At 62.0% G+C, this 11,827-nt stretch carries 13 protein-coding genes; 4 read left to right on the forward strand and 9 right to left on the reverse strand.

Annotated elements, in window-relative coordinates; all coding sequences use genetic code 11:
* Nucleotides 1–359: 359 nt before the first annotated feature.
* The 5 genes from IOC82_RS02845 to IOC82_RS02865 all read right to left on the reverse strand — a co-directional run bounded on the left by IOC82_RS02845 (nt 360) and on the right by IOC82_RS02865 (nt 6,201).
* A complete protein-coding gene (locus IOC82_RS02845; protein WP_290544654.1) occupies nt 360–1,601 on the reverse strand; it encodes a three-Cys-motif partner protein TcmP in 1,242 nt (413 codons plus the stop codon).
* Nucleotides 1,602–1,654: 53 nt separating this feature from the next.
* Complete coding sequence (locus IOC82_RS02850; RefSeq protein ID WP_290544655.1) at nt 1,655–2,413, reverse strand: DUF5131 family protein; 759 nt, start codon at nt 2,411–2,413, stop codon at nt 1,655–1,657.
* Nucleotides 2,414–3,248: 835 nt separating this feature from the next.
* Nucleotides 3,249–4,703, reverse strand: a complete 1,455-nt coding sequence (locus IOC82_RS02855) for a GMC oxidoreductase (RefSeq protein WP_290544656.1) — start codon at nt 4,701–4,703, stop codon at nt 3,249–3,251.
* A 63-nt stretch (nt 4,704–4,766) separates the two neighbouring features.
* The gene (locus tag IOC82_RS02860; RefSeq protein WP_290544657.1) at nt 4,767–5,180 is read right to left on the reverse strand and encodes a hypothetical protein; all 414 of its coding nucleotides are present in this window, start codon (nt 5,178–5,180) and stop codon (nt 4,767–4,769) included.
* 133 nt (nt 5,181–5,313) lie between these two features.
* Nucleotides 5,314–6,201: a branched-chain amino acid aminotransferase gene (locus IOC82_RS02865; RefSeq protein WP_290544658.1), complete on the reverse strand. Its 888-nt coding sequence runs from the start codon at nt 6,199–6,201 to the stop codon at nt 5,314–5,316.
* A 143-nt stretch (nt 6,202–6,344) separates the two neighbouring features.
* Here IOC82_RS02865 and IOC82_RS02870 point away from each other — a divergent pair, with 143 nt between their 5' ends.
* From IOC82_RS02870 to IOC82_RS02885, 4 genes are read left to right on the forward strand one after another with little or no spacing between them, the layout of a single operon-like run.
* Nucleotides 6,345–6,848, forward strand: a complete 504-nt coding sequence (locus IOC82_RS02870) for a MarR family transcriptional regulator (protein ID WP_290544711.1) — start codon at nt 6,345–6,347, stop codon at nt 6,846–6,848.
* A complete protein-coding gene (locus tag IOC82_RS02875) occupies nt 6,838–7,521 on the forward strand; it encodes a response regulator (protein WP_290544712.1) in 684 nt (227 codons plus the stop codon). The genes IOC82_RS02870 and IOC82_RS02875 overlap by 11 nt, the downstream gene beginning before the upstream one ends.
* 15 nt (nt 7,522–7,536) lie before the next feature.
* Nucleotides 7,537–8,877: an ATP-binding protein gene (locus IOC82_RS02880; RefSeq protein ID WP_290544659.1), complete on the forward strand. Its 1,341-nt coding sequence runs from the start codon at nt 7,537–7,539 to the stop codon at nt 8,875–8,877.
* A 10-nt stretch (nt 8,878–8,887) separates the two neighbouring features.
* Nucleotides 8,888–9,355: a hypothetical protein gene (locus IOC82_RS02885; protein ID WP_290544660.1), complete on the forward strand. Its 468-nt coding sequence runs from the start codon at nt 8,888–8,890 to the stop codon at nt 9,353–9,355.
* 302 nt (nt 9,356–9,657) lie between these two features.
* Here IOC82_RS02885 and IOC82_RS02890 read toward each other — a convergent pair whose 3' ends face one another.
* The 4 genes from IOC82_RS02890 to IOC82_RS02905 all read right to left on the reverse strand — a co-directional run bounded on the left by IOC82_RS02890 (nt 9,658) and on the right by IOC82_RS02905 (nt 11,794).
* Nucleotides 9,658–9,993, reverse strand: a complete 336-nt coding sequence (locus tag IOC82_RS02890; protein ID WP_290544661.1) for a tRNA-binding protein — start codon at nt 9,991–9,993, stop codon at nt 9,658–9,660.
* A gap of 8 nt (nt 9,994–10,001) precedes the next feature.
* Nucleotides 10,002–10,823 carry a pyrroline-5-carboxylate reductase gene (gene proC, locus IOC82_RS02895; protein WP_290544662.1) on the reverse strand — a complete coding sequence of 274 codons (822 nt, stop codon included), beginning with the start codon at nt 10,821–10,823 and terminating at the stop codon, nt 10,002–10,004.
* On the reverse strand, nt 10,823–11,326 hold the full coding sequence (locus IOC82_RS02900) for a YbjN domain-containing protein (protein ID WP_290544663.1): 504 nt from the start codon (nt 11,324–11,326) through the stop codon (nt 10,823–10,825). The genes proC and IOC82_RS02900 overlap by 1 nt, the downstream gene beginning before the upstream one ends.
* A 189-nt stretch (nt 11,327–11,515) precedes the next feature.
* Complete coding sequence (locus IOC82_RS02905) at nt 11,516–11,794, reverse strand: accessory factor UbiK family protein (protein ID WP_290544664.1); 279 nt, start codon at nt 11,792–11,794, stop codon at nt 11,516–11,518.
* Nucleotides 11,795–11,827: the final 33 nt, after the last annotated feature.

Here is an 11,827-nt window from a genome sequence, read left to right on the forward strand (position 1 = left end):
AGGGGTTTAGCGAGGCTATCCGACTTTCGGAGATTGGCACCTAGCCCGAAGTTGGTCTCTGAACGCCCCGCGTCTCTTTCCACCCGCCCTTCACCCAAATCGAGACGGTTTCAAAAAGTGGTTCATTTTCAACACGTTGAAGAAATCGTACTGCGCCCCATTTGAAGCGGGTTCGTTTGCTCTCGGTGCGAACAGAGACACCCGAGGGCGGCGTGGTTGTGCGGGGTGGCGCGGGCTGCCTCAAGATCAATTCGATCCGCCCCCGACATGACCCTTGCCAACATGGTCGCTGAACGGCCGTGTATTGACGAGGTCGGAGCGTGACGAACCGGTCGCACGCATCAAGAGCTGTGCTACCGTTACGGCTTCCGCCACAATGATGGGAACGACATCTGGCGCTTCAGCCGCAGTACATCATCGCCCGATATCGTGTGGGCCTTGCGGCGCTCTCCTCCATTTGAAGTTAGAACTTCAAGGTCGGGGTTCTCAAAAATTGCGCGATTAATGTCCTTCGAATGTGCGGGTGTGGCATTGTAAACACCGAGGAAGAAGTCTTCGACGCGTAGCACATCACCGTGCTCAGCCACATACCGGGGGATATCATAGACTAGCGCTTCGAAGGCCTTTTCTCGACCGCTGACGTCGAATAGGTAGAGGCCACCCTCTTCCTTCGGGTTGTACGAGAGCATGTTTAAACCCGATTTTCCAAAATGCGCTTGGGCGCTTGCATTCTGATGCAAGATATCGTTGTAGACCTGTCTTGCTCGAACAGAGTTGGAGAAGTGCATGAGCCAATATCGCCAGCCTTCTGGATTCTGTATGGAGAAGGGACTTACAAAAGAAGCGGTAGACTGAAATGCTTGAAAAACAATCCGCTCAGCCGCACCTAGCCATTCCCTTCGGCTCACTAGTTGATTATCAAGTTGGTCAATAGCTTGAGGTGAAATATCGTAAATGCGCAGGCTATTCTCCAATGCGATGCGGTCATCTTTATTCAAAAAATTAATCAGACTTCCAATCATCGCTGTAAAGAATACCTCAGCACTTCGGAAGCTCGACATAATATCTGAGATCGTCCGGCGTTCCACTGAGCTGTTTCCGCAAGGATCCAGGTTGAAAAGTACATTCTGATGATGCTTGGTGCGAAGAAGAGCCTTTATGTCTGGATAGGCTCTCTCGAACTCAGCACTTATAAACGTCGGCCGAATCGACAGCAGATCGTTTGGCAGTGTAAGTCCGTTAATTGCTGCATTAACGTGGTTCTTGGCGAGTTCTGCCGTATCTGGGTTGGCGTCATTTAGAATCAGATCGCAACTGATTGCTAGTGATTTTAAGCCGCCTGCTTGCCGCTTGACATTAAGCTCTGCAGTAACTTCTTGCAGTACTTCGATGAATACCAAGGGTGATCCGCTTTCGCCGGCCGCATACTTGCCTCCGCCACAGAAACCATCAACAACTGCAAGCCGAAAATGAGACTGCTGGGGGCGAGGGCATCTTACCCTCAAATACTCTGAGAAGTACTCCCGTAGGACATCGAGCTTCTTTGCAGTGTGCGGGAGAAGGACCGCCCCTTCAGACCAAGCGTAGGATTTCTTGACCATGCATCATTTCCAAATCCACAAACCAGAGCGTAGAGATTGCGAAACTGAGATTCTCAAGCTGTAAGGGCATCGAGTATCACCTTCGGCACAATTTTTGTTGGAAAGCCATTCCACTCCTCCCCATCAAGAAGGCGGCCCCCAGACTTAGGGCGTGCGCCACCCCATTGCTTGAAAAAGAAAGCCACATCGTCCCTGAGGCACACGTCTCGTAAATCGGTAGCCCATTCAGCTTTCATTTCACGAGCCCCGGGACCGCTCTCACCCCCGACAATGGCCCAAGCCACACCCCTAAGGTCGATCTCGCCAATGGCTCCCAGAAGAGGCTCAAATGAAATGAATCTGGCGTCTGAGTTGATTTGCTTTAGGTGTTCGACACGGCTCTTGTGCTCCGAGTCTTCGACGGAAACCCCCAACCAGATATGGTGAGGGACCTTCCCTCCATCATATCGAGCTCGGACGTAATTTCTCATCAGGGAGCTGCGCTTGGTCAGGACCTGATATACATGCCAATTAGCCTCTTCCATAGCTGAAAAGACTTGATCGACATAATCGCGAGGGATCTCTTTGTGGAAGAGATCGCTCATTGAATTGACGAATATCATTCGCGACTTTTTCCAGAGCCTCGGCTGCTTCAGGCGTTCGGGCCAAAGACGAAGCTCAAAGCCGAACTCATAAGGGTGCCCGGGCACACCGCGCCAGCGCTCAGCAAATCGTTCAGCATAACAATTGTCGCACCCGGGTCCGACCTTTGTGCAGCCAGCAACCGGATTCCAAGTTGCGTCGGTCCATTCTATTGCAGTCTTTTGTGCCATGTCTGGCTCCCAGAAATTGTTGCAAGAATCGTCGCATAGGCAGGCAAGGCGGTCAACGTGTAAGCTGCCAAGTGTAATCGGCGGCTTCATTTTTTCAGATTTTCAGCATGATCAACCGACGGCACGTGTTACTTGCGAGCCCCAAGCCTCACCGGCCAGGAAGCACAAATCATAGAGGCTGACCCTCGAGGTCTGCCGTCCCGCCTCCGGGCAGCCAGCACCTGCGTGACGACATCCGGCGTTTGCAGGATGCGCCGGACTTCGGTGACGACGGCGTCCTCAACCATTCCGGCGGCGAGCCGCATTGGTGCTGTTTCCTCGCCTGTCTCGCGGTTCCGGATCACATCCATCGATACGTAGTAGCGGTAATCCGCGACGTCGATCTCTTCCAAAGGATGAGGAGCACAGCAGCGCACTGACACCAAAAAAACCCGCCGGCTCACGCGGGCGGGTTTTTGTTAAGCTATTGATCCAGAGTGAGGATTTTGGTTGCGGGAGCCAGATTTGAACTGACGACCTTCAGGTTGTGAGCCTGACGAACGCCGCTTCATTAAGCCTCTGCTCGGCGGGAAGGAGCGCAGTCCTGCGTGCACGCTCCTAATTGCCAATTTCCGCAATTGTACCAGGGGTTTCGCTTCTGTCCGCCGAGAGAGTTCGCCGCCAGCATCCCTCCCTCCGCCATTTTATTCAGACGAAGCATGTCCCGGCACTGAGGGGACGCTGGCGCAAATGGCCATTGCTTTGCATCCGCCCGTGAGGGCGGAGCGTTTCGCCATTTTCTTGGTACGGAGCATCTTCCGCCCCGCAAGCGGCGCCACGTTTTGCGCCTTGCGCCTCACGAACCCAGAATGCAGTCCGCGGCTTTTTCCGCCACCATCATCACCGCTGCGTTGATGTTGACGGTGACGAGCGAGGCGAAGACGGAGGCGTCCGCGATGAACAGCCCATCGACCCCCATCACCTTCAGTTCCGGCGTCACCACGCGCCCGATCGCCGCCGTGCAGCAGGGGTGATAGACCGTTTCGCAGACGCTGCGGATATAGGCGCGCCAGTCGTCGTCCGTCTGCACGGAAGGGCCGGGATGCACCTCCGCGCGGCACAGCGCCTGCATGGCCTTCGTCTGCCCGAGCCTGCGGGTGAACTTCAGTGCCTCGGCCAGCAGGCCGAGGTCTGATGGGTCATCGAAATAATTGAGCGCGATCTCCGGCTTGTCCGTCATCGCGGGGCCCGAGAGCCGCACCGATCCCTCGCTCTTGGCCCGCGTCACGTTGGGCGAGGCTTTCACCGCTGGACCCTTGGTCGCCAGCCGCGCGTCATCATATTTTTCCCGCACGCGCAGTCCGAAGTGGAACAGGATGTCGGGTGCGGGCGCGCGCCTCTCCAGCTGAAGCATCATCGTCGCCTCGAAGGGGCAAATCTCCCACCCCGAAACCTGCTCGTGCGTTTCCCACACCACGGGTGCGGCCACGTGGTCGCGCAGGTGACGTCCGAGATGCGGCATGTCGCGGATCACCGCGATGCCATGATCCTTGAGTTGCGCCGCAGGCCCCAGCCCCGACAGCATCATCAGTTGCGGCGTCTGGATCGATCCCGCCGCCAGCACCACGGCGCGCGCCGCGCGGATCTCGCCGCGCGATGTTTCGGCGCCGGCCGCGCGGCCATTCTCGATGATGAGGCGGTTCGCCATGCACCGCGTCCGCACTTCCAAATGCTTCGGCAGGGCCGCGATGGGGTGGAGATAGGCCACCGAGGATGATTGCCGCAGACGCCCCTTTGCATTCAGCGGAAACAGCCCCACGCCCGGCCGCACCTCGCGGCCGAAATCGACCTCCTCGAGCCCGAGCTCCAGTCCGGCTTCGATGAAGCGGCGGCTCGCCGGGTGGCAGGGCGCGGTCTCGATGGCGATGGTCTCTGTGATGCGCTGCCAGTATTGCGCCATCGCAGCGGCATTCCAGCCTGTCGCGCCGAGCCTTTCCCATTCGTCGAAATCCGAATCGGGCGGGCGGATGAAGGCGCAGTCATTGTGGTTGGCGCAGCCGCCCAGCAATTTGGCGCGCGCATAGTTGAGAACCGGCGGAGAGCCCGCAAGTGGCGCGGCGCGGAAGCCCCAGTCATAGTCCGCCGTCTGCTCGTCCAGCCGCGTTAGATCGACTGCCGCTGGGTCACCCTCGTCGCTCTTGCCGGCTTCGACAAGGATGATTCGGCCCGAGGTCCTCTCAGCCAGCCGCCGCGCGACGACGGCTCCGGAGGAGCCGCCGCCAATGATGAGGTAGTCGCAGTGTGTTGCCATGGCTGGAGAGCGTAAGGCCCGAGACCTTGCCCGCGCCAGTGCCGAACAGCGTGAGGGGGCAAGTCAATTCCCGAAAACGCGCGCTGTCCACCTGTTGGCGATCGAGCCATTGCTGTCATTGTAGCAGAGGCCGCGGTCCGGATAGCAGACCACGCCGCCGGTCGGGCTGAAAGGCCTGGCATAGGCGGGGCGATAGACCGGCTGCGGATAATAGGCCGGATAGGGTTGCGCATAGAGATAGGGCTGCGGCGGCGGATAGGCGTGGTAGCGCGGCGGATAATATGGACGATTGCGGTTGGCGCTGTCGGCGATGGCGGCGCCGATGGCAAGCCCCGCGATGCCGCCGATGATGGCCGCTCCCGTGCTGTTGATGTGCTTGTCGGCGCGCGCGCCCGGAGCCGAGGCGGCCAGCAGGATCACGGCTGCTGCGGCAGCAACAAGGCGGGAGGGGAGGGCGGGGATAAGCTGATGAAACAAGTTAGCCTCCTGAGCTAATCGCGTAGATAGCGTGCCGTTGCGGCGTCGCCGCGACGGTAATGTGGCAGCAGCATGGAACAGGCTGCTTCGGGTCTTGTTCTACCGGATCGCCGATGAACGGCGGCTGAACGGCTCAGGCCGCCTTGGACTTTGGCCGCACCGCGTTGGTGTAGCTGTCCATCATGGCGCGGCTGATATTGCCGGGCTTGAAGCTGTAGGGGCCTATCCCGGCGACCGGCGTCACCTCGGCCGCCGAGCCCACGATGAAGCATTCGTTGAAGCTGGGAAGTTCTTCCGGCATGATCCGGCGCTCGATCACCTCGAGGCCCTGTTCCCTGGCGAGATGAATCACAGTCTGGCGGGTGATGCCGTTGAGGAAGCAGTCGGCGATCGGTGTATGGATGGCGCCGTCACGGGTGAAGAAGATGTTGGCGCCGGTGCATTCGGCAACGCGGCCCTGCCAGTCCAGCATCATGGCGTCGGCATAGCCCTTCTTCTCCGCCTTGTGCTTGGAGATGGTGCAGATCATGTAGAGGCCGGCGGCCTTGGCGTGGACTGGCGCGCAAGCGGGGTCAGGCCGGCGATAATCCGCGATGTCGAGTTTGATGCCCTTCATCTTGGTTTCGGGATCGAACATCGAGGGCCACGCCCATGTGGCGATCGCCACGTGAATCTTGTTGTGCTGGGCGGAGACCGCCATCATCTCCGAGCCGCGCCAGGCCACGGGGCGGACATACTGGTCGCCGCCGCCATTGAGCGCCACGACCTTGTCCTTGGCCGCGTTCAGTTCCTCGACCGAATAGGGGATCTCGAAATCCATGATTTCGGCCGACTTCTTGAAGCGGATCGAATGCTCCGCCGACTTGAAGATCACGCTGTCATAGGCGCGCTCGCCCTCGAACACGGAGGAGCCGTAATGCAGGCCGTGGGTCAGCACATGCACCTTGGCCTCTTTCCAGGGCACGATTTCGCCATTGAACCAGATCCAACCGTCGCGCTGGTCGAAGGGAATGGTTGCCATGGTGTGCTGCTCCTGTCCGGGGTGTAAGGGCGCCAAGGGGCTGATTTTTCAGCTTTTCGCGCCTTTTTTGCATTTTCGGCTGGCCAAGCGTAGCCAGCCTGGGTAAATATGTCAATATGGCTGACGTAATTTCTGCCCAGGGAATGGGCGATCACCACTTGAGCGAGCAGGAGACGGTGGCGCTCGTCGAGCTGATGTTTTTTGCCTACCGCGATTTCGTGTCGGATCCGGACGAGATTCTGGGCACATACGGCTTCGGCCGGGCTCACCACCGGGTGCTGCATTTCGTCGGGCGCGACCCCGGAATGACCGTTCAGCAACTCCTCGACATTCTGCAGATCACCAAGCAGAGCCTCGGCCGCGTGTTGAAGGAGCTGATCGACAAGGGCTATGTCTTCCAGAAGGAGGGCGAGGCCGACCGCCGCCAGCGCCTGCTTTATCTCACCGAAGCGGGCGAGGAATTGCGCCAGCGCCTGATGGGCCCGCAGATCAGCCGCATCCGCCGCGCCGTGGCGCTGCCGGAGGGCAATGCCGCGCATCTTTACCGCAAGGTGCTGTATCAAATGGTCTCGCCCGCCAACCGCGATGCGGTTCTCGACTGGATCGGCCGCGCGAGCCTGCCCGGTGACACGCAAGATGGTGGATGACCTGCCGCACATCCTGGTGGTCGACGACGACCGCCGCATCCGTAACCTGCTCCAGGCCTATCTCACGGAGAACGGCTTCCGCATTTCCGTGGCGGCCAGTGCGGCGGAAGCGCGCGAGCGCATGCGCATCGTCGCCTTCGACCTCGTGGTGCTCGACATCATGATGCCGGGCGAGACAGGGCTCTCCCTCACCGGGTGGCTCCGCGCCGAGGGCAATGCCGTGCCGGTGCTCATGCTCTCCGCATTGGCCGAAGCCTCCGACCGTATCGCCGGCCTCGAGACGGGGAGCGACGACTATCTCGCCAAGCCCTTCGAGCCGCGCGAGCTCTTGCTGCGCATCCGCGGCCTCCTGAAGCGGCAGGAGCAGACGGCCCGCGCCCAGCCGGAGGTGGCTTTCGGCCCTTTCATCTTCCATGTCCAGCGCGGCGAATTGCGCAAGGGGGCAGAGCTGATCCGCCTCACCACGCGCGAGCGCGAATTCCTGAGGACACTCGCCGCCAATGCCAACACCACGGTGACGCGCGGCGACTTGGCGCCCGAGGGCTTGGAGGAGGGGGCGCGCAGCGTCGACGTCCAGATCAACCGGCTGCGCCAGAAGATCGAGGACGATCCCTCGAACCCCGTCTATCTCCAGACGGTGCGCGGTGCGGGCTATGTGCTGCACGCCGGCTGAGCTAGGCTGAGCGCCATGGCACAGAACTGGCTCTACAGCCGTTTCAACGCTTTCCTCGAGCGCCACATGCCCGAGGGCCTGTTCCCGCGCGCCCTCATCATCCTCGTGGCGCCCGTGGTGCTGCTGCAGACCATCATGACCGGCCTCATCCTGGAGCGCCACTTCGAGAACGTGACGCGGCTTCTCGCCCGATCCTACGCGCGCGACGTGGCCTTGCTGGTGCAGCTCTATGACGGGTCCGACAAGAGCGCGGCAGCCAGGGAGCGCATCGAAAAGCTGGCGAACGGAACCCTGGGCCTCGGCCTCACCATCGTGCGCGGCGAATTGCCGGAGCCGCCGCCCACGCCCTTCTTCTCGCGCGCCGACACGCGGCTGACGCGCGAGTTCACGGTGCAGCTGAACCGCCCGTTCTGGCTCGACATCAGCCAGCAGCCGGATTTCGTCGAGGTCAAGGTGCTGGCCGCACCCGGCGTGATCTTCGACTTCCGCACCCGGGGCGAGCGTACTTTCGCCACTTCCACCGGCTTCCTGCTCGCGCTCATGCTGCTGTCCTCCGTGCTCCTTCTCGGCATCGCGACGATCTTCCTGCGCAACCAGATCCGCCCCATCACCGATCTCGCCCGCGCCGCGCAAAGCTTCGGCACGGGGCGCGATCTCGGGGCCTTCCGTCCGCGCGGCGCGCGCGAGGTGAAGGCGGCGGGCGAGGCCTTCCTCGACATGCGGGACCGTATCGCCAAACAGGTGGAGCAGCGCACCGCCATGCTCGCCGGCGTCAGCCACGACCTCCGCACCATTCTCACCCGCTTCAAGCTGGAACTCGCCGTGCTGGGCGATGGTCCCAAGGTGCAGCCGCTGAAAGAGGACGTGGACGAGATGCAGCGCATGCTCGAGGCCTACATGGCCTTCGTCAAGGGCGATGCCGGCGAGAGCCCGCAGGAGACCGATCTCGCTGCCCTCGTCCAGAATGCCGCGCGCGCCTGCCGCGACGGGACTTGCGAGATCGATGTGCCGGCGGGCCAGATGGTGCGGGTCAAGCCCAATGCCTTCGGCCGGCTCCTCGCCAACCTCATCGGCAATGCCGTGCGCTATGCCCGGACCGTGAAGGTGACCGCCACGGTGGCCAATCACATGCTGACGCTGCTGGTCGACGACGATGGCCCGGGCATCCCGCCGGACAAGCGGGCGGATGCCTTCCGGCCCTTCGTGCGCCTCGACAATGCCCGCAATCTCGACGAGACGGGAACGGGCCTGGGCCTGGCCATCGCGCTCGACATTGCCCGCGCCCATGGCGGCGAACTGTCCTTGGCGGATAGTCCGAAAGGCGGACTTCGCGCCGTCGTCCAAATCCCTGTATAAGCCGCCGGTCATGGATTATCGCCTCGACCCGCTCTGGCTCAAGCTCAACCTGATGAACGCTGATGGCCTTCAGGCCTTCGCGCCGCTCATGGAGATGATGCGGAAGCAGATGGGCCAGAACGCCGAAACGGCGCAGCGCGTCATCGAGGAATACCGCAAGTTCCTGTTCCTCGCCATGCGCGCCGGCCACCATGTGATCCCGCCCGGCCCCGTCAACGACGTCTGGATGCTTCATCTCCAGAACGCCCAGAACTACTGGGAGAACTTGGGGTCGATGATCGCCGAGCGACCGGAGGCCCAGAGCGTCGAGGTGAAGCAGTTCGCCTCCATGGCCGATGCCTGGAAGGCAACGCTCGAATCCTATGAGAAGATCTTCGGTATGAAGCCCCCCATGGACATCTGGGGTCAGGGCCCCGCCGCCGAGAATCCCTGGATGCAGGCCATCAACGGCTGGAAAAAGATGTTCGGGCTGGGCTGAGGCCCGGTCTTCCGGCATTCCAACATTGGCGTCATTCCGGCGAAGGATGGAATCCCGCTTTGCCTGCCGGAATGGGAAGACGGCGAACGAAACAAGCATCGCCACCAACAGCCGCCACAAAGCGCCGAGCATCATCCGTCCTCACCTTTCCACGGACCCCCGGCGAACCCCATCCCTCATGCCGTCATCCCAGCTTTCGCTGGGATGACGGCAATTAGCGGATTTCGGGAGAATGCCCTTTCATAGCACAACGAGCGCGCGCTGTCAAGGACTAAATTCCGCAAAGCTTGAATTCCTATCCCCTAATAAAGCCTTCCGCCATTCGGCACCGGGCGCTCCACCGCCACCAGCACCACGTCGCCCTCGCCGTCGGGGAAGCCCAGGGTGAGCACTTCCGACATGAACTTGCCGATCTGGCGCGGCGGGAAGTTCACCACCGCCGCCACCTGGCGGCCCACCAGCGTCTCCGGTGTGTAATATTTCGTGACCTGGGCGGAGGATTTCTTCACCCCGATCTCCGGCCCGAAGTCGATCTTCAGCTTGAACGCCGGTTTCCGCGCCTCCGGAAAGGGCTCGACCCCGATGATGGTGCCGACCCGAACATCAATCTTCAGGAAATCGTCGAAAGTCGCCGTCATGGCAATCCTCAACTGGCCAGTTCGCGCGAGCGGCGCAGGGCGGCGGCCACCGCCTTCTCGAACAGCGGCCCCATGCCGGAGCCCGGGTCCATCAGCACCTGGAGGGCTTCATAGGTCGTGCCCTTGGGCGAGGTCACGTTCTGGCGCAGCACGCCCGCGTCGGCGCCGGACTGGCGCATCAGCTCGCCCGATCCCGCCACCGTGGCGCGGGCCAGTTGCACGGCGAGCTCTTTCGGAAGCCCCACCTTCTCGCCCGCCGCCGCGAGGCATTCGGTCAGATAGAACACGTAAGCCGGGCCCGAGCCCGAGACCGCCGTCACCGCATCGATCATCGACTCGTGCTCGACGGTGACGACCTCGCCCACCGCTTCGAGCAGGCTGCGGGCCAGCGCCAGCTGGACTGGCGTGACATGGGGGTTCGCCGCCATGGCGGTGATGCCGCGGCCCACGGCAGCCGGCGTATTGGGAATGGTGCGGACCACCGCGGCATCCGACCCGAAGTGCCGTTCATAGGAGGCGATGGTCTTGCCCGCCGCGACCGAGAGGACCAGCGGCTTCGAGGACTTGAGCGGGGCGACCTTGGGGAGGACCTCCTCCATCAGCTGCGGCTTGACCGCAATCACCACCACCTCGGCATCCGTGATCGTCGCGATCTCCGGATTGAGCCTTATGCCATGGCGTTCGATCAGCTCTTTCATCTCGGGCGGCGGGGCAGGGTCCAGCGCCACGATCTTCATAGGGTCGGCGCCGCCGGCGAGCCAGCCTTCAAGCATCGCGCCGCCCATCTTGCCGGCCCCCACCAGCACCAGCGTTCCGGCAAGCGTCACCATTACGCCTCACCCCAGGTGTCGATCATCGCGGACTCCAGTGCCTCATTCGCCGTTTGGCCGGCCCAGACGACAAACTGTACGGCGGGAAAATAGCGCTCGCAGGTGCCGACCGCAAAGCGGATCAGCGCCTCGCACTGGGCATCGTTCGCCTCGGCATTGCCGGCGAGCAGCAGGCTGTTGCGGAAAACGAGGCTGCCGTCCAGGCGCCACAGGTCGAAGTGCCCGACGAGAAGCTGCTCGTTGATGCGCGCCAGCAGCCTTGCCACCTCGTCGCGGCGGCCGGGCGGCACCTTCGTCTCCAGGCTCACCGCCACGTGCAGGATCTCGAAATCGTCGCGCCAGTTGAACGAGATCGACATGCCGCTCCAGCCGCCGGACACTTCCATCGTCACTTCACGGGCATCGGTGCGCGAGACGGCCCAGTCATGGGCCGCGGCGATGCGTTCCACCCGGTCGAGCGGATTGCCGGGCTTTTCGTCGCGTTCAAGGGCCTCGAGGGCCATCGTCATTCCTCCGCTGGCTGACGAATCATCCGCCGGGCCACGGAACGGAAACTGCCCAACCCACCGAGTCGCATCAAGTGAGGGGCGCCGGCTGGAGGCGATTCCTCCACAGGGGAATGATTTTTTTCCGCAGCGCTTGCAAAAACGATTGCGCCACCCGCCGATGGCGGAGAGCGCCCGGGCGGAGGCTCAGTCGGCGCGCGAGTCGGAGGCCCCGCCTGCGCCCAGCTTCGCTTCCAGCGCCGCGATCCGGGCATGGAGCGCCTCGTTTTCCTCCCGGGCCTTTGCGGCCATGGCCTTCACGGCCTCGAATTCCTCGCGCTTCACCAGTTCCATGTTGTTGAGCACGCGCTCCATTTGGGACTGCACGAGAGTGTCCACCTCGCGGCGCAAGCCCTGGGCCGCCCCGGCGGCATTGGTCATCAGCTTGGCCAGTTCGTCGAAGAAGCGGGTCTGCGTCGTGGTCATGGCGATATCCCTCGTTATCGAGTTTAGCTATGA

It is taken from the genome of Aestuariivirga sp., from assembly GCF_020252395.1.
In the GTDB taxonomy this organism is placed as follows: Bacteria; Pseudomonadota; Alphaproteobacteria; order Rhizobiales; family Aestuariivirgaceae; genus Aestuariivirga.